Origin of the sequence: Shouchella oshimensis, assembly GCF_002019765.1 — a bacterium.
Classification (GTDB): Bacteria; Bacillota; Bacilli; order Bacillales; family Bacillaceae_D; genus Shouchella; species Shouchella oshimensis.
On record NZ_KV917380.1, the window covers coordinates 2,115,667 to 2,138,699 of the forward strand.

Here is a 23,033-nt window from a genome sequence, read left to right on the forward strand (position 1 = left end):
TTGATAACGCTTTCACAGATAATAAAAAAAACATGTACCCAATATGCAGAAAAAATAGCTGTTGTTGATAAACGACGTGAATTAACGTATCAACAGCTAAAAGAAGAGGCATGTCAACTAGCTTCGGCTTTACTATCTAGAGGCTTCCAAAAGGGAGACCGAATTGGCATCTTATCAGCAAATCGAGTCGAACATATTGTCATTGATCTTGCTGTAGCCATGACAGGACTGATTAAAGTACCCATTAATACAAAGCTTCATCCAAAAGAGATACAATTTATTTTAGAGAACGCCAAGGCGAATTTAGTTATCGGTGAAATCTCCTTATTAAAAACTATTAACTTCACAGGAGATCGGGTTACGTTCGAAAACGACTATAAATCCTTTTTAGCAAACGCCGATTCTGAATACCCAGATTGTTCTGTCATAGATACAGATGCTTTTGCTATTATGTATACATCGGGAACGACAGGTAGACCTAAAGGAGCTGTATTATCTCATCGTGCTATTATCGCTTCTGCACAATCACTCATAATGGCATGCGAGCTGGGTTATGAGGATACCATTGGTCACGTTGCCCCATTAACTCACGGTAGTAATTTCTTAGCGCAATGTGCTCTTTTCTTTGGACTAAAGCAAGTCGTTTTTGACAAATTCGATTCGAAATTTATTGTAGATCAGCTTGAAAAAGAGCGAGTAACAACCATATTTATGGTTCCGACTATCGTTAATTTAATGATTCAAGAGGAATCTTTTGAACCTAGAAAGCTACGTTTTCTAAAATCAATCAATATGGCAGGAGCACCAATCGCTTCTGAAAAATTACAAGTGGCTCTTGACAAACTGGGTCCAATATTCGCTGAGACTTACGGGTTGGTGGAAGCGCCGATGGCCATTACGATTATGCCAAAACACAAACTTCCACATTACCTATCATCGTGTGGTGCAGTTGGTCCAATGGTGGAAATGATTCTCCGTGATGAAGATGGAAATGAAGTTCATCAAGGTAAAGTTGGAGAAATTACATGTAAAGGACCTTTAGTAATGGATAAATACTGGGCAAATGAAGAGGCAACAAGCAATGCTATAAAAGATGGTTGGTTTTATACAGGGGATTTAGGTTGGATCGATCCTTTTGGGCATTTGCATTTAATTGATCGGAAAAACGATGTCATTATTAGTGGTGGTATGAACATTTACCCTAGAGAGGTGGAAGAAGCACTTAATCTTCATAAAGCAGTAAAAGAGGCTTGTGTCTTTGGTGTCGAGAATGAGAAGTGGGGTGAGTCCGTTTATGCTCATGTTGTTTTAAAAAACAACATGACTGTGGAAGAAAGTCAGCTCGTATCTCACTGTAAGGAGCATATGGCAAGTTATAAAAAACCGGCATATATAGAAATTGTTCCATCTTTACCAAAAAGCCCTTATGGAAAGATCTTAAGAAGAGAATTAAAAAAGTCCTATGAAGAGGGTGTGAAAGGATGACTCGTGTTGCTGTAACCGGTATAGGAATGACGCCGTTTGGGAAAAGCAATGACTCATTGAAAGCCTTGCTTTTAAAAGCATCTCGCCAAGCGATAATTGATGCGGGTAGGCCAAAGATTGACGCCATTATTGTTGGAAATTTTATGGGAGGACCTTTAGAACAGCAAGAAATTTTAGGAAGCATCCTTGTATCTGAATTAGGTTTCGGAACTATTCCCTCCATGAAAACAGAAGGAGCATGCGCTTCAGGTGGAATCGCGTTTCGTCAAGCCTATCAATTACTAAAAGCAGAAGAGTACAAAACGGTCCTTGTTGTTGGTGGAGAGAAAATGACTCATATTCATACGAATCATGTCATCACAGCGATTAATTATGCTATGGATAATAGCACAATGGAGTCAAAAACGGGATTAACGTTTCCGGGTTATTTCGGTGTCGTAGCCAATCGCTATATGTATCAATACGGAGCAACAAAAGCGCACTTAGCCATGGTTGCGCGCAAAAACAGACATTATGCACTGCATAATCCGCTTTCGCAATTTAATACGAAGATAACATTAGAAGAAATTATGAATGCTCGAATGATTACAGATCCTCTTGGTTTATTTGACTGCTCCCCAATAACAGATGGGGCTGCAGCTGTAGTCATTGAGGGTAATACGAAAAACGGAGTTGAGGTCATTGCTTCAGGTCAAGCATCAGGCACACCCATAATGCAAGAAGTGAACGACCTAACACGGATACCAGCTACGTATGAGGCAGCAACACAAGCATATGAACAAGCATCGATTGAACCGAAAGATGTAGATGTGGTTGAATTGCACGATTGCTTTTCAATGACTGAGATTATCGCAATCGAAGAACTTGGTTTTTTTGAGAAAGGTACAGGGTTTGAAGCAATTGAAAAGCAACTAACCGAACATGGAGGGAACATTCCTGTAAATACAAGCGGTGGCTTACTGTCTAAAGGTCATCCTATCGGAGCAACGGGTATTGCTCAAATTGTGCAAATTATAAGCCAATTAAGGGGGGAAGCTTGCAATCAAGTGGAACGAGCGCGGATTGGTTTAGCACAAAATTTAGGTGGTACAGGTGCTTATTCACTCGTTCATCTCTTTAAAAAGGAAGGTGCATAATGAACATTCCTCTCTACGCATGTCTTGATTGTCAGCATGTATGGCTAGAGCAAAAGCTCTATTGTTCAAACTGTTTAAGTGACAAGCACGTTGAAGAACAAATAGATGGAAAAGGAATTGTCTATTCTCATACAACGATTTACGCGGCTCCAGAGAAACTGAAAGCCCTTTCTCCCTATGTTATTGTGTTAATAGACATACGCAAAGGTGTGCGATTGTCAGCTAGATGCACCGACACTACGATTAAGATTGGGGACAATGTTCGTATAGTGGATATAACAGACGGATCTTATCTAACAAAAAAGGAGGACGTATCGTGGGAACACTAAAATCAACCCCGTTTATAGAAAAATTGGTGATGGAGCTAGGTAAGGAAAACGTCTATTTTAATGAAACACAGCGCTCACTTCATAGTAGTGACGAATCTTATCACCAGCCATCCTTGCCAGACGTTGTTGTCTATCCTCAGTCTAAAGAGGATGTTCGTTCCATCGTAAAACTAGCCGCACGTTTTAATGAAAAAATATATCCATATGGTTTGGGTACAAGTTTAGAAGGGCATGTCATTCCCTATGAAAAAGGAGTTGTGATTGATTTTAGCCAAATGAATGCGATTCTGTCCATTGATCCTGAAGATCTGTTAGTGACCGTACAGCCTGGTGTCACCCGTGATCAACTGAACCAGGAATTAAAGAAATACGGCTTGTTTTTCTCTGTGGATCCAGGCGCAAATGCAACTGTTGGGGGAATGACCTCAACAAATGCAAGTGGAACAAATTCGGTCAAATATGGTGTAATGAGAGATCAAGTGAGAGATCTTGAAGTCGTTTTGGCTGATGGAACGGTTATTCATACAGGAAACCGAGCCGTTAAATCATCGTCTGGCTATGATTTAACGAACTTATTTGTCGGAGCTGAGGGGACACTCGGTTGTTATACAGAAATGACGTTAAAGGTCTATGGCATCCCAGAAAAGATTGTCGCTGGTCGTGTACAGTTTCCATCACTTCACGACGCTGTTTCTTCAGTCACAGCTGTTTTACAAGCTGGAATCCCTATTGCCAGAATTGAACTAATTGACGAGATATCCATGATGAAAGTGAATCAGCATAATGAGACACAATTTCCTTTAAGCCCTACGTTATTTTTAGAATTCCATGGTAATCCACAATCGGTTCAGCATGATCTGGCGTTCTGCGAAAGCATCATGAATGACTACAATAGCACTGAATTTCATTATGCTAAAGACAATGCTGAACGAAGCGCATTATGGCATGCACGACACAATGTGGCATACGCCTTTTCACATAGTGAACCAAGAAAGAAATTAATGGTGACAGATGTCTGTGTCCCTCTTTCAAGCCTTGCTGAGGCCATTAAACATGCACAAATAACGGCTGTTGAACATCATATTGAAGCAGGCATTGTCGGCCATGTAGGCGATGGCAATTTCCATGCTTTACTTTTAGTCGACCCACAAGATTCAAATGAGCTAGACAATGTAGCTGCATATAACGAAAAAATCGTTCGTTTTGCCTTACATGTTAATGGAACATGCACAGGCGAACACGGAGTAGGTGTGGGGAAAGTGAAATATTTAGAAGAGGAGCATGGCGACGCATTAGATGTGATGAAGTCGATTAAGCGTGCTCTGGACCCAACTAATTTGTTTAATCCTAATAAGAATATTTTCATATAACTGTTTCGTAAAAATAGTTCTCTTATTAGAGAAGGAACTCGTTTTAGTCTCCTGCCGGAGATCGGCAATAATGTAAGCGCTTAAATAATTGCTAGAAAAAGGAGGTTGAGATGGTTAAACAACTCATAAACAAAAGCTTAATTTTGCTTTTTTTCATTGGTTTAGGAGGGTGCACAACGAATGCATCAATGAATGAAGAACGCTACGAATGGAACATGACGGTAACGGTGGGACCAGGTTCAACGTGGTATGAAGGAGCAATAAAGTTTGCTGAGGATCTAGAAAGGGAAAGCAATGGGCGGTTTATAGTAGATGTTTATACGAATGAACAATTATCTGCTGGAAACCCTGAAGCTGGAGTGGAACAGCTAATGGATGGATTAAAAGATTTCTCTTACAACTCTAGTATTATCTATGCGGGAATTGATCCTAGATTTGGAGTTCTAAGTGCTCCTTTTCTAATCAATGACTTTAGTGATGCAGAGCGCGTATTGAATGGTGAGAGTGGGGAGATTCTGAATCAAATGCTAAGGGAGAGAGGGGTAGAGCCTCTTGGTTTTGGAGAGAGTGGCTTTAGACAAATTACAAATGATTCTCGTCCCATACGGACTCCTGAAGATCTCGATCATTTAAAAATTCGCGTACCGAGTATGGGGGTTTTTACGAATCTTTACCGGAGTCAGTCAGCAGACCCTATTACAATGGCGTTTTCGGAAGTGTATACAGCGCTACAACAAGGAACGATTGATGGTCAAGAAAATCCTGTAGACGTTACCTACTCCGCAGGTTTAATAGAAGTACAGCAGTACATGACGATGTGGAACTACGTGTATGATGCACTTGTTTTTGGTATGAATAAAGACTTATTTGACTCGTTATCCCAATCAGATCAGGAGCTCATAAAAAAAGTTGCAAAGGAGGCAAATGAGTATCAAATTCGCCTAACACGTCAGAAAGAAGAGGCTCAAATTACCGAACTAAAGGATAAAGGAATGGAAATCTATTATCCGACGGATGAAGAAATCGAACAATTCAGAGAGAGTTCGCAAAATGTGTATGATCATTTTAGAGAGATTTGGGGAGATGCACAGCTAGATACGTTTTTAAAAGAAGCAAATGGGAGCGAGGTCGATGAACGGTGAAATTCGTAGCATACATAGAGAATACCATTGTAATGGTTGCCATGGCGGGGATGGCATGTATTACATTTGCTAACGTCCTCTCAAGATACTTCTTTGATACATCTTTTGCTTTTGCAGAAGAGATTACCATTAACTTATTTGTATTAGCTACATTTGTTGGTGCTTCCATTGCTATAAAACGCCAAGCTCACTTTGGATTTCACTATTTTTTCACCAAATTCAATCCAACAATTCAACGAGTTCTTGTAATCTTGACTAGTCTGCTCATGTTATTCTTTTTATCATTAACGTTTATTTTTGGTATGGAACTTGTGTTGAATCAAATGGAACGAGGCAGAGTAACACCAGCATTAACCATTCCACAATGGATATTTACAGGGGCGATTCCTTTAGGCTCACTATTATGTATGATACGAACAGTTGAAGTAATGATGATTCGATTAAAGAAAAATCATCAGCTACCTCTTCCAAAAACTGAAGTAGATTCAAAGGAGATGAAGATGTAAATGTTAACAGTGATCATGTTTGTTCTTTTTTTCCTTCTCATCTTTATGAATCTGCCGGTAGCGTTTGCTCTTGGCATTGCAGCCGTCATCGTATTACTTATTGATTCAGGCATGGCCTCTCTCGCGTTATTACCTAGCATTATGTATTCTTCTATTTCGTCCTTTACGTTGTTAGCGATTCCATTTTTTGTATTAGCGGGTGTGATTATGGGCTACTCAGGCATTTCAAGTCGTTTGATTGATTTTGCCTACTTAGCATTCGGGCATCGAAAAAATGGCATTGTTATTGTGACAATTGTAGCAGCGTTTTTCTTTTCAGCCATTTCAGGTTCAGGTCCTGCCACTGTTGCAGCAATGGGGACTATCTTAATTCCAGCCTTAGTAAAGAACGGATTCAAAGCAAACTCTGCCTCTGCATTGGTGGCTAGTGCCGGTTCGTTGGGCATTATTCTACCGCCAAGTATTGCGTTTATTATCTTTGGCGTTATTGCGAGTGATATTATTAGCATTTCAATTGGACGATTGTTTATCGCAGGAATTATACCTGGGGTGTTGCTTGCTATAAGTTTACTCATAGCAAGTATGATCGTAAATAAAAGGAACCAAAAACGTCATTTGGATAGTGGAGAAGCGGCTGTGACAATTGAAAAAGCACCAGCTATAGAGGTCATGAAAGCTTTTTTAAAAGCATTATTAGGTCTAATGATTCCTATTATTATATTAGGTGGCATTTATTCTGGTATGTTCACTCCAACAGAAGCAGCCGTTGTGGCCGTGTTTTATTCTCTCGTTGTCGGTTTCTTTTTCTACCGGGAGTTGAAATGGAAACACATTCCGAAAATAGTAGTGGATGCTTCTGTTCAATCAGCGGTTATCATGCTTATCATTGGTGTTGCCTCTTTGTTCTCTTATATCATTACAACTCAACGAGTGGCTGCAACTTTAACAACAAGTATTTTGGAAATAACAACAAACCCCTTACTTCTATTACTTCTTGTTGCAGTGATTTTGTTACTTGTCGGAGCTTTTATTGATACCATTTCTGCGTTTTATATATTCATACCATTACTGATGCCTGTCCTACTTGAAGTGGGTGTCGATCCAACCACCATTGGTGTTATGATGACAGTTGGTCTTGCCATTGGTCTATTTACACCACCTGTCGGTTTAAATTTGTTTGTGGCAAGCAGTATCTCTGGCATATCTTCAGAAAGCATCGTTAAAGGTATAGGGCCCTATTTAGTGGCTAGCATTATTGTACTAGTACTCGTGATGTATTTTCCAATATTCTCAAATGCGTTACCAGATTTACTAGGGGTATAGCTTTTTAGAGAACCGTAATTCGTTTAGACGCCTTAAGAAGGCGTTTTTTGCCTTTTTTAAACAAGTTAGACGCTAAACGGGTTTAAATAAAGTACTATAAAATTATGGAAGATTCGTGTACCTTTACTAAAAGGGTATATTTCCTATTATAAAAATCGTAAACTATTTATAAATCGTTTAACTAATTTGAAAAGAGGGATGATGGTGAGCGTCTTATCTGCAGAGCTCGTTGGAGAAAGTTTAGTGCAGTGGCATAGTTGTATGATTAGCGGTGATCTTCAATCTGCAAAGGAATTAAAAAGTGATGTAGAGGCTCTCGTTAAACAAATGGAGCCTGATGACAAAATGTTGGCCTATTATCAGTTAATTGATTTCCGCTTTCAATTATTACGAAATAAACACGAACAAGGTGCTAGTGTCGATGAAGACAGCCTATACGATGTTTGTGTGGAAATAGATGATTACTTACGGTTTATGTATTATTACGTTTCTGGTCAAGCAGAGTTTATGCATGGACGTTATAAATCAGCTATTCGAACGTATAAAATAGCAGAACGTTTAATTGAAAAAGTCAATGATTCTGCAGAAAAAGCAGAGTTCTATCAAAAGTTAGGTATCAGTTATTATCGGATTGATCAATATACATTTGCTTTTTCCTATATGGAACAAGCATTAGAGTTTTTTGAAAAGCATGACACGTATCGATTGAATGAAATCACGTGTAAACAAGTATTAGCTGCTATTAATACGGAGCTAAGACGTTATGATGAAGCGGAGCGTCTTTATGACGAGATTTTAAAAGCATCTGTACCATTCACATACACGTATGCATTGAATTTATATAATATGGGTGCAAACCGCATTATGTTAACACGATTTGATGAAGCGATACGCTATTTTAAAGAAGCACTTACTTACGAAGCCTTCGTTACATCGCCTTTAGCCTTAAAAGCAGAGTATCATTTAACTCATTTGTACATGAGAACAGGGCAATACAAAGGTGGCCTAGAAGAATTAGAGGCTAAAGCCAAACAGTATCAATCAGAAGAGATAGTAGCTAAATGCTTCATTTGTCGCGGATTATATCTTACTGATGATATACTCTTGATACAGCAAGGCTTACGAAAACTGGAATCAGAAGAGAACTACTTTGATTGCCAAGAGCTTGGCGAGGAAATAGCGAATCACTTTAAGCAGCAAAATAAGTTCGAAACAGCTTTATTGTTTTCTGAGTACGCACTCGAAATGTCAAGAAAACGAATTATACTAGGAGTTGATCAAACGTGAAGAGAAAAATGTCCATCGTTTTTGCATCTTTTTTCATCGTAGCATCTTTGACACTTCCATCAGCAGGGGTTGAGGCCAGTCCGAAACAAGAATTCGGGTTTTACAGTGCAGATGTTAAATCTCCTCCAAAACAAGAATTTGAATATGACCATGTTCATTCTCAGTCCTCACCAAAACAAGAATTTTAGAGAAAAAGGTACAAAAGGATCTTTTATCCTTTTGTACCTTTTTGATTGTCATTTATCTTTCTAAAGCATCAAGAAGAGGGTGTAGGTACGTCTAAGTTAAGCCAATTAATTTCGTCTTTTGATAATATAATACTTGCTCCTTGCGCGCATGATACCATTTCCTCTTTATTTTGAGGGCCGATAATAGCAGCTGTTGGAAATGATTGATTTAATACATAAGCAAGTGCAATTTCAATAGTCGTTACGCCTTTCTTTTCCGCTAACTCTGCTGCACGATCAAATCGTTTCCAATTGTCATCATTATAAAAAACACGTACAAGGTCTTCGTTAGAAAAATCGTTTCGATCAAAGCGACCTGTAAAAAAACCTCTTGCTTGTGAGGACCATGAGAGTACAGGAATCGTTGATTGCTGGTGCCATTTAATGTCGGAAGCATCTAAGCTAATGCACCCTGGCCAATAAGCTTCTTTTGCCTTTGCCAGACTTAAATTTGGACTTGAAAACGAAAAGCCGCGTAAACCATGTGTTGATGCATAATCGTTTGCTTCCTCTAAACGAGAAGTCTCCCAATTCGATCCACCAAAAGTAGAGATGTAACCGTCTTCAATAAACTCATTCAGCCATTCTAAAATGTGACCAACAGGAACAGAAGGATCATCCCGATGGAGGGCATATAGCTCAACATGATCGGTTTTTAATCGATCAAGACTTATTTTAAGCTGTTCTTTTAGTTCTGCTTTCGTAATGGTGTGGCCATTTTGGTTCGGGTGCCCACCTTTTGTCCAAATATTAACACGTTCTCGGTTTCCATTATCCAGCCAGTTTCCGATCGCTTGTTCACTTAATCCGCCACTGTAAATAAACGCTGTATCAATTGTATTGCCACCGATACGTAAATAGTTTTCTATCATTTGACTAGCTGTTTCCTGATTCTCAGGGGTAAAATAATCAGATCCCATAATGAGAGAGGATACAGGGGAAGATAATCCCTCTAATTGAATTGTTTTTAACATTGTTTTACAACACCACTCTTTCCCGTTTTTCTTGTGATGCAAGCGCTCCATCAAGTAAACGCATATTTGCAAGAGAATCTTCAATGCCAAAGCGATTGGCCGTTTCACCCCATACAACATGAGCAAAATAATCGGCTTGCTTCGCGTAATGATTTGTATCTTCTACATCAATTTGACGTTGTTCACTCCCTTGAATAAGTTGAAATCCTTCTAAACCACCTGTAAAAGGATCGGGAATAAGAATGCGACCTGTAGAACCAAGAATTTCAGCATCATTACGGTAGGCTGCCCACATGCCACAATCAAATGTTAGAAAGCGTCCGTTGTTAAATTCAACCAAACCTGCCGCTGACATATCAACACCGTTATGAGAATCAGGTGAATAAGAGTGAACCGTAATAGCCTCTGGTTCTTCTTCAAATATCATACGTGCTAAACTAAGTGGATAGACACCAATATCGTACAAACTACCTCCACCAAATTCTTTTTTCATCCGAAAATTATCAAGAGCTCCAGCATTATTAAACGAGAAGGAGCTTCTAATCCCTCTTAAATCACCAATGTCCCCATTTTTAATATGGTTTTTAATATGTGTATAGCGCTCTTGGTAGCGATACATAAACGCATCTAGTAATAATACATTGTTTTCTTCACATACACGTTTCATTTCCTCAAGCTCTGATTGATTCAAAGAGATTGGTTTTTCGCATAGAACATGTTTCTTCGCTTTAGCCGAACGAATGACCCACTCTTTATGCAAATGGTTTGGCAACGGTATGTACACAGCATCTATAGAGGGATCTGCTACTAATTCTTCATAGGACCCATATGCTGTAGGAATAGAAAATTCTGAAGCGAATGCTTGAGCTTTATCAAGAGATCGACTTGCTATAGCTCCAATAGATCCTGTGCTGGATTCCAAGATACCTGGAATCATTGATTGTTTTGCGATGGTAGCGGTTCCAAGAATACCCCAAGTTAATTGTTTTGACACCATTAGTCATCTCCTTTTACGTACTATCTACTTTACCCTTTGAAAAGAAACCGGTTTCAAATAAAGGTATATCGAATTTGCACTTTTGTCAATGTTTAAAAGTCATTTTTTAAAAAGAAAGCTTGAAGAATGACAACACATTAAAAAGGAGTTAGTGTTGCCATTCATCACATGAGTTTCTTACTGTCACATACGTTGGGACGATCGCCTCTTTCTCTTGTTCTTCGTGTGCAATCAAACCAATTAATGTCTCGATTGTTTTCTTTGCTAGCATCTGGTAGTTTTGATTAACAGATGTAACACCAGGAGGGAAGTGTTCAGCTAAATACGTATCATCAAACCCCGTTACAGAAATATCACCAGGAACTTTCAAACCAAACTTTTTGAACTGTTTGATGGCTCCAATGGCTACAAAATCATTCATACATAAGACGGCTGTTGGTCGATGATCAAGGTGAATGAGATGTGTGGCATCTTTTTCTCCAGCCTCTATGCTATAACCGCTACTATGAATCCAATCTTCTTTAAAGATTAATCCTTTTTCTAGCATCGTTTCTCGAAAAACACTCACTTTCTCATCAGTAGACGAAACCCCTATCTCCCCACCTAATAAGCCAATCGCTTCATGCCCATGGTGAGTAAGTAGCTCAAGTAAACGTCGCACACCACTTGCTTCATCTGTACGGATTGTATGGGCGTCCACACCATCCATTTTTCCATTAACAAAAAAAATCGGTACATGTTTTAGTGCGTCGATCATTCCTGCTCGAAGTTCTTCGGTGGGGTGGGTTTGGTTAATGCGACCACCTAGAAAAACAATGCCATCAACTTGACGGGAAATCAGATTGTCCAAATACGCTTGCTCTATGGTGAAATTTTGCATGGAATTGCACAATAAACACGTATAACCTTTTTCGAGGGCTTGTCTTTCAAGCTCTTTAACAATCATAGAATAGAAGGGATGATCAATATCTGGCAAAATAATACCTAGCATTTTTGATTGTTTTAAATATAAGCTTTGTGCCATCACATTCGGCTTAAAATTATATTTATTAATTAACGCTAAGACTCTAGATTTAGCTGGCTCCCTAACATTTGCGCTTCCAGTTAAGACTCTCGATACAGTGGCAGGCGAAACATTTGCTTCTTTGGCAATCCGGTAAATTGTAACACCGTCTTTCTTCAACATTCGTTATCGCTTCCCTTTTTCATTTTTCTATTAGAAGTATAGAATTGTTTGCGAGTGTAGTCAAAGTGAAGCTCCATTTTTCACTTAAAACGGAAATCATCAAAGTGTCAAAATTGCTTGTTGACAAAAAAGAGTTTCTTTTTTAAAGTTAACTGAAACCGGTTTCTTTCGGTTGAATACTTGAATAGTTCAAAAAAAGAGTGGGTTAGCTGTAATTGTAAGCGATACCAAAAGCATGAATGCGTCATACATATTGAGAGGAGCATGAACATGAAAAAAAACTTACTATATGCATCATCACTAGTAGCGCTTGTTTCTTTATCCGCTTGTGGAGGTTCAGGTAGCAGCGGAACCTCTGATGATCAAACCTTAACCGCGTGGGCTTGGAACATTAATATTCCAGTACTTGAAGAAGCAGCTGCTCAATTTAAAGAAGATCATCCAGATTTTGAACTAGAAATTATTGAAGTAGGAACACCGGATGTTTATCAGCGTATTACAACAGGGCTTCAGGCAAATGGAGAGGGTTTACCTGATATTATGCTCGTTGAAGATGATCGCGTTCAAGGTTATCTTTCAAATTTCAAAGATGCCTTTTTAGACATTTCTGAGTATGATTTTGAAGAGAATCACAATGATAAATTTCCTGCTTTTAAAACGGAATTATTGAACGTTGACGGGGGAGTGTACGGCTTTCCTTTTGATGCGGGTCCTGCTGGTGTCTTTTATCGAACGGACTTGTTTGAAGAAGCTGGTATTCATGCAGACGAAATTGAAACTTGGGATGATTTTATTGAAGCAGGTCATACATTGCGGGACGAGCTAGATGTAGCATTAACTGGTATTGACATCAGTAATGATGATGGTGTTTACCGAATGATGTTAAATCAGCAAGGTACATTTTATTTTGATGACAATGAAGAAGTTGCTCTAGCGTCTGATGAGTCGATTAAAGCGATGGAAGTGATTCAGCGATTACATCAAGAAGGGTTAAATGAGAATTTAGTCGGTTGGGATGCATGGTTATCAGGCTTGGCGAATGGTCAGGTTGCTACTGCGCCAACTGGGGCATGGTTAACCGGTTCGTTAACGGAGCAGGCGCCAGATTTAGAAGGACAATGGGGAGTGTTTCCATTGCCAGCAATGGAAGCAGGCGGCAATCGGGCTTCTAACTTAGGAGGAAGCAATTACATGATCTCAGCACAAACGGCTAATCCTGAACTTGCCTATGAGTTTATGGAGTATTTCTCTACTTCTGATGATGTCCAATTAACGGCAATGGAGAATGGGTTATTTCCTTCTCTTAATACCATTTACGACAATGACGTATTCACTTCTCCAATTGGTTACTTTGGAGATCAGGCCATTTGGGAGCTCTTTTCAAGTATGATGGAAGATATTCCTTCTGTGAATTATACAGGAAATTATTCCATCGCTCGAGATGAAACGGAAACGGCGCAATCTGATGCAGCGAATGGAGCGGACGTAACAGATGTAATGACACGAGCCGAACAACAATTACAAAACAGAATGAATTAAATGATCTTATAAAAACAGGAATCGGTGAAGTCCTGTACGTTGCTTCACCGATTTTAAAGAAAGAGGGCTGTGTCATGAACCGATCTAAGGCAACCCCTTATGTATTTTTAGCACCAGCGGTTATTTTGTTTTTACTTTTTACAGCTTATCCCATTGCTGCTTCCATCGTGCTTAGCTTTCAAAAATTTGAAGGTGGAAGCTATGTCTTTACTGGATTTGACAATTACATACGACTGATTCATGATTCGATCTTTCAGACGGCCCTCGTAAATACATTTATTATTTTCATTTTACAAGTGCCGTTCATGCTACTTTTATCAATGATCTTGGCAAATGTGTTAAATAGCCAGTTGTTACGCCTAAAGGGCTTCTTTCGAGTTTCGTTCTTTTTACCAGCCGTCACGTCGCTAGTTGCCTATTCACTATTATTTTCAGTTTTACTACAAGATAATGGGCTTATTAATGAACTGTTTACAAATCTCGGAATGTCCGCCATTCCTTGGTTAACAGATGGAACATGGGCGAAGATTTCCATTGTGCTTGCTATGACATGGAGGTGGACGGGTTACAACATGATTATTTACCTTGCTGCTTTGCAAAATATTCCCCATGAAATGTATGAAGCAGCTAAAATGGATGGTGCAGGGAAAATTAGACAGTTCTTTTCCATTACGATTCCAAGTTTAAAGCCAGTCATTTTGTTTACTGGGATTTTATCAACAATTGGTACGCTTCAATTATTTGATGAACCATTCAATCTTACAGGTGGGGGCCCAGCTAACTCCACGATGACGTTAGGCTTGTACATTTATGAAAATGGATTTGAATATTTTGATTTTAACTATGCAAGTGCAGTTGCCTATGTAGTTGTCATGCTTGTGGCTGTTCTATCTATTATTCAATTTAAAGTAACAGGTGATAAATAATGAAAACAAAAACGGGACGGAAACATTTGTTAGGTAAAGTAAGCATGTATGGTTTTTTACTCGTCTTTTTAGTGATTTCAGTATTTCCATTTTATTGGATGTTCATCGGTGCGACCAACCCATCTTCTTCCATGTTTTCAAGTCCACCGACGTTTATACCTGGCAGTCACTTTATGGAGAACTTAAGAAACTTAGATCAGAATGTAGGCATTTGGCGGGTATTATTTAATTCACTAGTAGTGGCAAGCTTATACGTTGTGCTTGCATTAGCGATAAGTACCACAGCCGCTTACGCCTTTGCAAAATTTACTTTTAAAGGGCGAAATGTTATTTTTACAGTGTTTTTGCTATCCATGATGATACCGTATCAAGCTACATTAATTCCTTTATTTCAAATGATGGCTAACTTCAATTTATTAAATACGTATTTTGCATTAATTGCGCCTCAACTTTGCTATCCATTTGCCATTTTTCTGATGCGACAAAATTTTTTATCTTTTCCTACAGAGTTATTAGAATCAGCACGCTTAGATGGAGCAGGGGAATGGAGAATTTTTATGCAGATCGTATTACCATCCATGAAGCCAGCTTTAGCAGCCACATCCATTTTCCTCTTTATGTTTCAATGGAACAATTTCATGTGGCCCCTTATCGCCATTCGAACACCTGATATGTATACATTTCCAGTAGCCCTTTCAACGTTAAGCGGGGTATCGTATACGGATTACGGTCAAGTTATGATGGGTATTACAATAGCAACTGTACCAATTCTGATCTTTTTCTTAGCTATGCAAAAGCACTTTATTTCTGGCATGCTAGGAAGTGCTTTAAAATAAGATTCACGTTTAGAGAATAACCATTCATGTTATTCTCTTTTTTTGTTCATAATAGTACTGCTGGAATCTGCGTATAGTTTTTCACAATTGAATTGTACACTTATTGTCTGGTAAAAGCTATTAACACTTTGATTGTTTCCGTTTATACTCCATTTAGGTTATGAGATACTGTGCAAAATTATATTCTGTAAGGAGCAATCTTTGTGGTTCTTGATCAACGACGCATAACCATCTTATCTTATTTACATTCAGCGAAAAAACCGATTGATCCTGCTGAGTTAGCAACGCGTCTTGGTGTGTCAAAACGTACGCTTTATAACGATTTTAATGAAATTGATTATTGGTTGTTAGAAAATCAAGTACATCCTATAAAACGTGAATATCGTAAAGGCATATCTTTAACTTCCGACACGAAGACAAGTCTAGTTAATTTAGTTGCATTAAAAAAACAATGGGATTATCGATTTACTCAAAAAGAACGGCAGTACATCATTGTAGCCAGTGTATTGCTGCAACCACCAAACACAACCGCTAAAGCGTTAATGGATCTCATTCAAGTAAGTCGTGGAACCTTGTTTAAAGATTTAACTGCTGTTTCACAATTTCTCCACGATCATCATGTTGAGCTGCTTCATTCAAAACAAGATGGATATCGTATAGTTGGAGCCGATTATGATGTGTGGCGGGTGATTCAAAAAGTTATATTCGTTATCGCCGATGAAGATTTTATTGAAGTAAGGTCGTTGCTATTTAATCAAGTAGAAGCTGGAATAACGAATACAGAACTACAGTTTCAAAATGAAATTAAACAATTGGAGCAAGCGTTATCGCTAACATTCAATGAGCAAGTAGCAACGTCTTTAAAGCTTACCCTTCTTTTCTTATCTAATCGATCTTTTGAAAAGCTTTGGATAGAAGTAGAAGAACAGCAAGTACTTCTTCATACACAGGCTTATAAGGTTGTTGATCAAATGGCCGAACGTCTTGTTCATCAAGGATTTCGTTTATTTAAGCAACCAGAGTGCATACTATTTGTTATTCGGCTGTTAAGCTCCCGGGTAACGGATATTCATACTCGTGATCGACAAGACGAACAAACGGATGTGTTGACGTTAACAAAAGAAATCATTGAGCGGTTTGAATACCATAGTGGAGTTAATTTTCACGAAAAAGAGCGCTTGTACAAGAATTTAGTGGCACACATCAAACCTGCCTATTACAGATTAAAGTATAATGAACAACTCAATCACCGGTATTTACCGCTTATTGAACACCAACTTAAAGAAATCTATACGTTGACTGAAAAAGCTTTAAAACCACTTGAAGAATACGTGAATCGACCAATTCCAAGGGAAGAAGTTGCCCTTATTGCGATGCACTTTGGTGGGTGGATTAATCGAAAAAGGGAAAATCGAAAAAAAGCGTATAAAGCGGTTGTTGTTTGTGAGAATGGTATTGCTGCGTCATCAATGCTTTTCTCTCAATTAGAAGTCTTATTACCGGAAGTAGAATTTCTTACGTATATCCCAATACGTTTGTTTAACAAGTATGAGAAAAAAGTAGATCTCGCCTTTTCTACAACTTTTATAAGCGAATCCCTCATTCCGATTATCTACGTTCCGGCAATTCTTGGAGATCGAGAAAAGGCACATATCTTTCGTGAGTTACAAAGCTTTTTGGATCCTGAACGCTTAAAACAGTCTGAATTTGAAAGCGTTCTGCATATTATTGAAAAAAATGCTGATATTCGTGATAGACAAGCATTAATTCATCAACTAGAACCATTCTTTCGCCCAACTAGATTAAGACTTGAGGTGTATAAACCGATGTTACATGAGATAGTAGACAAGAGCATGATTCAGGTTCAGCCTACCGTTTCTTCCTGGCAGGAAGCGATTACGATAGCTGCTCAGCCGCTATTACAAAAAGAATCGATTGTTGAATCCTATATTCATGCCATGATTAATAATGTAACAACGAACGGACCCTATATTGTGATCGCACCTTCCATTGCGATGCCACATGCAAGACCTGAAGAAGGCGTTAATAAGCTTGGGATCAGTATATTGAAACTAAATGAACCTGTTTCTTTTTCTAATGAAGCCAAGCATAATGCACAAATTATCATCGTTTTAGCGGCCATTGATAATGAGACCCATCTCAAAGCGTTATCCCAACTCTCTGAGCTGCTTTCAGAACAGAAAAACGTTCAAGACATTTTGGCAAGTACATCAGCTTCACAAATTGAAACCATTCTTCATAAGGAGAATGAAGGAGGACAAGAACAATGAAAAAAGTATTAGTTGTATGTGGAAATGGATTAGGAAGTTCTATGATTGTTGAAATGAATGCAAAGCAAGTTTTAAAGGATTTAGATAAACAAGCAGATGTGTCTCACACAGATTTAACAACAGCAAAAACTGAAAACGCGGACTTATATATTGGTTCAGAAGAGATTGTTTCCAATTTAAGAGATGGTTCTCGAAACGTAGTGGGCCTAAAAAACCTACTGGATAAAAATGAATTACGAGAAGTCCTAAACCAACATGTATAAGCTAAAGGAGGTCGTCACCAATGGTTGATTTCATCATGAATGATCTCTTAGGTACTCCTGAACTACTTGTTGGTCTTTTTGCACTCATCGGCTTACTTGCTCAGAGAAAAGCAGTTGCCGATGTAGTGTCAGGAACCCTAAAAACCGTACTTGGCTTTGTTATTTTAGGAGCAGGTGCCATGGTCATTACACAGTCATTAGATCAATTTAGTGCGATGTTTAATCACGCATTCGATGTAAACGGTGTCATACCGAATAACGAAGTAATTGTTGCCATAGCGCAAGATGCATTTGGTACTGAAACAGCGATGATCATGTTATTCGGGATGATGGCAAATATTCTGTTTGCTCGTATTACACCCTTTAAGTATATCTTTTTAACTGGACACCACATCATGTTTATGGCTTGCTTGATAGCCGTCATTTTGACTACTGCTGGTATGGCTGGAGTTCCAATGGTCGTACTAGGCGCTATTATCTTAGGATCTTTAATGGTGCTTCTACCAGCTATGCTTCAACCTTTCACTCGTGAGATTACGGGTTCTGATGATATTGCTGTTGGTCATTTTGGGTCTTTCGGCTATTATGCCTCTGCTACAATCGGAAAATGGTTTGGCAATAAAGAAAAATCTACTGAAGATATAAAAGTGCCAAAATCACTTGGTTTCTTAAGAGATACGACAGTTGCTGTATCCTTAACAATGGTTATTTTATTCGTTGTCGTTTCACTATTTACAGGAAGTGAATTTATTGAATCACAGTTGAGTGGCGGCCAAAACTTTCTTGTGTTCTCTTTAATGCAAGCATTGGCCTTCGCGGCTGGCGTATACATCATTCTCACAGGTGTACGAATGTTGCTTGGAGAAATTGTTCCGGCTTTTAAAGGAATCGCTGACAAAATTGTACCAAATGCAAAGCCAGCACTTGATGCACCTGCTGTTTTCCCATTTGCAAACAACGCTGTTATTATAGGATTTTTGTTTAGTTTCGCAGCTGGTTTAATCAGTATGATGTTTCTACCACTCTTTGGCTTAGCAGTAATAGTACCAGGACTTGTACCGCATTTCTTTACAGGTGCAGCAGCTGGAGTTTTCGGAAATGCTACTGGTGGAAGACGGGGAGCCATTATTGGTGCTATGGTAAATGGAGTTTTTATTAGCTTTTTACCAGCACTACTATTACCTGTCCTCGGAGATCTCGGTTTCCAAAGTACGACGTTTGGTGATTCAGACTTTGGAGTAGTAGGGATTGCACTTGGCATACTTAGCCAACAAATAAATTCGACTATTGCATTCACGGTTATCGTCTTAGCTGTTATCGCAGGCTTTTTCTTAATTGGAATAAAAACGAGGAAAAAACCATCTGAGACAAACCACTCATAACTAAAAATAAAATTTTTTCAATCCACTTTAATTCAAGCTCAGATCCTTTCGTATCTGGGCTTTTTTTGTTTTTACTTTGCAACAAAATTTGGCCCTTTATAAACATGCATGTACACTCTTTAAATCTAAAATGAAAAATCGTCAGGATTTCATCTTGTCCCATTCACAACTAAAAAATTTATGAATACTATTTAGAAAGCCTTTTTTTCCTACATATAAAAATACATTTGTATAAGGGCTGTTTACGATGAAAAAAATTTCTAAATATGAATATTGTATACATCAAGGCATTGTCCAATTTAAAAGGACCCCAACAAATGGAGGATCTTTATTTAGCACCTATTGTAGCTATTTTAACGATGTGAGCGGTGTTACCGGGGCTACAGGAGTTACAGGAGTTACGGGTGCTACTGGCATTACTGGAGCCACTGGCGTTACCGGGGCGACTGGAGCTACTGGAGTTACAGGGGCTACCGGAGCTACTGGCGTTACAGGGGCTACCGGAGCTACTGGCGTTACAGGGGCTACCGGAGCTACTGGCGTTACAGGTGCCACTGGCATTACAGGAGCTACTGGTGCTACCGGCGTTACTGGAGCTACTGGTTCTACTGGTGTTACAGGGGCTACTGGAGTAACGGGAGTTACCGGGGCTACTGGCGGTACGGGTGCTACTGGAGCTACAGGAATCACTGGTGCTACTGGAGTTACTGGTGCCACAGGTTCTACTGGAGCTACAGGTGCTACTGGTGTTACGGGAGCCACTGGGATTACTGGCGTTACTGGAGCTACTGGCGTTACTGGAGCTACTGGCGTTACTGGTGCCACAGGTTCTACTGGAGCTACAGGTGCTACTGGTGTTACGGGAGCTACAGGTGCTACTGGTGTTACGGGAGCTACAGGTGTTACCGGCGTTACAGGTCCTACTGGTGTTACTGGTGTTACTGGGGTAACGGGTGCTACTGGAGTTACTGGAGCTACTGGCATTACTGGAGCCACTGGTCCTACAGGAGCTACGGGAGTTACGGGTGCCACTGGGGTTACGGGAGCTACTGGCGCTACTGGAGTCACTGGAGCTACTGGCGTTACTGGCATTACAGGTGTTACTGGAGCTACTGGCGTTACTGGTCCTACTGGCATTACAGGTGCCACTGGTGCCACTGGCGTTACTGGTGCCACTGGAGTCACCGGAGCTACTGGTGTTACTGGGGTTACCGGTGTTACTGGGGTTACCGGGGTAACGGGTGCTACTGGAGTTACTGGAGCTACTGGGGTTACCGGGGCCACTGGCGTTACCGGGGCTACTGGCGTTACCGGGGTAACGGGTGCTACTGGAGTTACTGGAGCTACTGGCGTTACCGGAGCCACTGGCGTTACCGGAGTAACAGGTGCTACAGGAGCTACAGGGGCCACAGGCGTTACCGGTGTTACTGGTGCTACTGGCGTTACTGGTGCTACTGGAGTTACTGGAGCTACTGGAGCCACTGGTCCTACAGGAGCTACTGGCGTTACTGGTGCCACCGGGGCTACTGGCGTTACTGGAGCTACTGGCATTACTGGAGCTACAGGAGTAACGGGTGCCACTGGCGTTACTGGTGCTACTGGCATTACAGGACCTACAGGTCCTACTGGTGTTACAGGGGCTACAGGAGTAACGGGTGCTACTGGCATTACAGGCATTACCGGAGCTACTGGAGCCACTGGTCCTACAGGAGCTACGGGAGTTACGGGTGCCACTGGGGTTACGGGAACTACTGGCGTTACTGGTCCTACAGGAGTTACTGGAGCCACTGGGGTTACTGGGGCCACAGGCGTTACCGGTGTTACTGGTGCTACTGGAGCTACTGGAGTTACAGGGGCTACTGGCATTACTGGAGCTACTGGAGTTACAGGGGCTACTGGCGGTACGGGAGCTACTGGTGTTACTGGAGATACCGGAGCCACTGGGGTTACCGGGGCTACTGGAGCTACAGGAGTTACGGGAGTTACAGGCGTTACTGGAGCTACCGGTGTTACTGGAGCTACCGGAGTTACTGGTCCTACCGGAGCTACTGGCACTACCGGAGCTACCGGCGTTACTGGTGCTACGGGTGTTACTGGAGAGACCGGAGCCACTGGCGTTACAGGGGCTACTGGCATTACTGGAGCTACTGGAGCTACTGGAGCCACTGGTCCTACAGGAGCTACGGGAGTTACGGGTGCCACTGGGGTTACGGGAACTACTGGCGTTACTGGTCCTACAGGAGTTACTGGAGCCACTGGGGTTACTGGGGCCACAGGCGTTACCGGTGTTACTGGTGCTACTGGCGTTACTGGTGCTACTGGCACTACGGGACCTACAGGTGCTACTGGTGTCACAGGGGCTACGGGAGTTACGGGGGCTACTGGCATTACAGGTGTTACTGGAGCTACTGGCGTTACTGGAGCTACTGGCATTACTGGAGCTACTGGAGCTACTGGAGCCACTGGTCCTACAGGAGCTACGGGAGTTACGGGTGCCACTGGGGTTACGGGAACTACTGGCGTTACTGGTCCTACAGGAGTTACTGGAGCCACTGGGGTTACTGGGGCCACAGGCGTTACCGGTGTTACTGGTGCTACTGGCGTTACTGGTGCTACTGGCACTACGGGACCTACAGGTGCTACTGGTGTCACAGGGGCTACGGGAGTTACGGGGGCTACTGGCATTACAGGTGTTACTGGAGCTACTGGCGTTACTGGAGCTACTGGCATTACTGGAGCTACTGGAGCTACTGGAGCCACTGGTCCTACAGGAGCTACTGGAGTTACTGGTGCTACTGGAGCTACTGGAGTTACTGGTGCTACTGGAGCTACTGGTTCTACTGGCGTTACCGGGGCCACTGGAGTAACAGGTGCCACTGGCGTTACAGGGGCTACTGGCATTACTGGAGCTACTGGAGTAACGGGAGTTACAGGAGCTACTGGCGTTACCGGGGCCACTGGAGTAACAGATGCCACTGGCGTTACCGGGGCCACTGGAGTAACAGGTGCCACTGGCGTTACTGGAGCTACTGGTGCTACGGGTGTTACTGGAGATACCGGAGCCACTGGCGTTACTGGAGCTACTGGCATTACTGGAGCTACTGGGGTTACTGGTGCCACTGGTGCCACTGGCGTTACTGGTGCTACTGGCATTACAGGACCTACAGGTCCTACTGGTGTTACAGGGGCTACAGGAGTAACGGGTGCTACTGGCATTACAGGTGTTACTGGAGCTACTGGCGTTACTGGTGCTACTGGAGTTACTGGAGCTACTGGCATTACTGGAGCTACTGGAGCTACTGGAGCCACTGGTCCTACAGGAGCTACTGGAGTTACTGGTGCCACCGGGGCTACTGGCGTTACTGGTGCTACTGGAGTTACAGGGGCTACAGGAGTTACTGGAGCTACTGGTGTTACTGGGGTCACTGGAGCTACTGGAGTAACGGGAGTTACAGGAGCTACTGGCGTTACCGCGGCCACTGGTGTTACTGGTGCTACTGGAGTTACAGGGGCTACAGGAGTTACAGGAGCTACTGGTGTTACAGGGGCTACAGGAGTTACGGGTGCCACTGGAATTACTGGCGGTACGGGAGCTACTGGCGTTACCGGGGCCACTGGCGTTACAGGAGCTACTGGAGTTACAGGGGCTACAGGAGTTACAGGTGCCACTGGGGTTACTGGCGTTACGGGAGCTACTGGAGTTACAGGGGCTACAGGGGCTACTGGTGTTACCGGAGTAACAGGTGCTACTGGCGTTACAGGTGCCACTGGAGCTACTGGTCCTACAGGAGTTACAGGTGCCACCGGGGCTACTGGCGTTACTGGAACTACTGG

Annotated in this window: 19 protein-coding genes; 16 read left to right on the plus strand and 3 right to left on the minus strand. The window is 41.4% G+C overall.

Features of this window, described 5'->3' with window-relative positions:
* From BK583_RS10700 to BK583_RS10740, 9 genes are all read left to right on the plus strand, one after another.
* Nucleotides 1–1,485: a class I adenylate-forming enzyme family protein gene (locus tag BK583_RS10700; protein WP_078440129.1), complete on the plus strand. Its 1,485-nt coding sequence runs from the start codon at nt 1–3 to the stop codon at nt 1,483–1,485.
* Nucleotides 1,482–2,621, plus strand: a complete 1,140-nt coding sequence (locus BK583_RS10705; RefSeq protein WP_078440130.1) for a thiolase C-terminal domain-containing protein — start codon at nt 1,482–1,484, stop codon at nt 2,619–2,621. The genes BK583_RS10700 and BK583_RS10705 overlap by 4 nt, the downstream gene beginning before the upstream one ends.
* Nucleotides 2,621–2,950, plus strand: a complete 330-nt coding sequence (locus BK583_RS10710) for a Zn-ribbon domain-containing OB-fold protein (protein WP_038479921.1) — start codon at nt 2,621–2,623, stop codon at nt 2,948–2,950. The genes BK583_RS10705 and BK583_RS10710 overlap by 1 nt, the downstream gene beginning before the upstream one ends.
* A gap of 29 nt (nt 2,951–2,979) precedes the next feature.
* A complete protein-coding gene (locus BK583_RS10715) occupies nt 2,980–4,320 on the plus strand; it encodes an FAD-binding oxidoreductase (protein WP_078440310.1) in 1,341 nt (446 codons plus the stop codon).
* Between the two features lie 110 nt (nt 4,321–4,430).
* A complete protein-coding gene (locus BK583_RS10720; protein ID WP_078440131.1) occupies nt 4,431–5,462 on the plus strand; it encodes a DctP family TRAP transporter solute-binding subunit in 1,032 nt (343 codons plus the stop codon).
* Nucleotides 5,459–5,968 carry a TRAP transporter small permease gene (locus BK583_RS10725; protein ID WP_078440132.1) on the plus strand — a complete coding sequence of 170 codons (510 nt, stop codon included), beginning with the start codon at nt 5,459–5,461 and terminating at the stop codon, nt 5,966–5,968. The genes BK583_RS10720 and BK583_RS10725 overlap by 4 nt, the downstream gene beginning before the upstream one ends.
* Nucleotides 5,969–7,291 (plus strand): TRAP transporter large permease, encoded by a 1,323-nt coding sequence (locus tag BK583_RS10730; RefSeq protein WP_078440133.1) that lies wholly within the window; start codon nt 5,969–5,971, stop codon nt 7,289–7,291.
* A gap of 204 nt (nt 7,292–7,495) precedes the next feature.
* On the plus strand, nt 7,496–8,578 hold the full coding sequence (locus tag BK583_RS10735; RefSeq protein WP_078440134.1) for a Rap family tetratricopeptide repeat protein: 1,083 nt from the start codon (nt 7,496–7,498) through the stop codon (nt 8,576–8,578).
* Entirely contained in the window at nt 8,575–8,766 is a 192-nt protein-coding gene (locus BK583_RS10740; RefSeq protein WP_038479909.1) for a hypothetical protein, read from the plus strand. Before BK583_RS10735 ends, BK583_RS10740 begins: the two co-directional genes overlap by 4 nt.
* A gap of 68 nt (nt 8,767–8,834) precedes the next feature.
* Here BK583_RS10740 and BK583_RS10745 read toward each other — a convergent pair whose 3' ends face one another.
* The 3 genes from BK583_RS10745 to BK583_RS10755 form a co-directional block, all read right to left on the minus strand.
* Nucleotides 8,835–9,779: an aldo/keto reductase gene (locus BK583_RS10745; RefSeq protein WP_078440135.1), complete on the minus strand. Its 945-nt coding sequence runs from the start codon at nt 9,777–9,779 to the stop codon at nt 8,835–8,837.
* Between the two features lie 4 nt (nt 9,780–9,783).
* The gene (locus BK583_RS10750; protein ID WP_078440136.1) at nt 9,784–10,776 is read right to left on the minus strand and encodes a Gfo/Idh/MocA family protein; all 993 of its coding nucleotides are present in this window, start codon (nt 10,774–10,776) and stop codon (nt 9,784–9,786) included.
* A 148-nt stretch (nt 10,777–10,924) separates the two neighbouring features.
* Nucleotides 10,925–11,962 carry a LacI family DNA-binding transcriptional regulator gene (locus BK583_RS10755; protein ID WP_078440137.1) on the minus strand — a complete coding sequence of 346 codons (1,038 nt, stop codon included), beginning with the start codon at nt 11,960–11,962 and terminating at the stop codon, nt 10,925–10,927.
* 270 nt (nt 11,963–12,232) lie between these two features.
* Between BK583_RS10755 and BK583_RS10760 the strand changes: the two genes are divergently transcribed.
* The 7 genes from BK583_RS10760 to BK583_RS21010 form a co-directional block, all read left to right on the plus strand.
* Nucleotides 12,233–13,501, plus strand: a complete 1,269-nt coding sequence (locus BK583_RS10760) for an ABC transporter substrate-binding protein (RefSeq protein ID WP_078440138.1) — start codon at nt 12,233–12,235, stop codon at nt 13,499–13,501.
* 74 nt (nt 13,502–13,575) lie between these two features.
* The gene (locus BK583_RS10765) at nt 13,576–14,427 is read left to right on the plus strand and encodes a carbohydrate ABC transporter permease (RefSeq protein ID WP_078440139.1); all 852 of its coding nucleotides are present in this window, start codon (nt 13,576–13,578) and stop codon (nt 14,425–14,427) included.
* Nucleotides 14,427–15,263 (plus strand): carbohydrate ABC transporter permease, encoded by an 837-nt coding sequence (locus tag BK583_RS10770; RefSeq protein ID WP_038479893.1) that lies wholly within the window; start codon nt 14,427–14,429, stop codon nt 15,261–15,263. The genes BK583_RS10765 and BK583_RS10770 overlap by 1 nt, the downstream gene beginning before the upstream one ends.
* Nucleotides 15,264–15,466: 203 nt before the next feature.
* Complete coding sequence (locus BK583_RS10775) at nt 15,467–17,554, plus strand: BglG family transcription antiterminator (protein ID WP_078440140.1); 2,088 nt, start codon at nt 15,467–15,469, stop codon at nt 17,552–17,554.
* A complete protein-coding gene (locus tag BK583_RS10780) occupies nt 17,551–17,817 on the plus strand; it encodes a PTS sugar transporter subunit IIB (protein WP_078440141.1) in 267 nt (88 codons plus the stop codon). The genes BK583_RS10775 and BK583_RS10780 overlap by 4 nt, the downstream gene beginning before the upstream one ends.
* A 20-nt stretch (nt 17,818–17,837) precedes the next feature.
* Nucleotides 17,838–19,199: a PTS ascorbate transporter subunit IIC gene (gene ulaA / locus BK583_RS10785; protein ID WP_078440142.1), complete on the plus strand. Its 1,362-nt coding sequence runs from the start codon at nt 17,838–17,840 to the stop codon at nt 19,197–19,199.
* A 247-nt stretch (nt 19,200–19,446) separates the two neighbouring features.
* The coding region (locus tag BK583_RS21010; protein WP_180316904.1) for a beta strand repeat-containing protein at nt 19,447–23,033 on the plus strand (3,587 nt) is incomplete at its 3' end.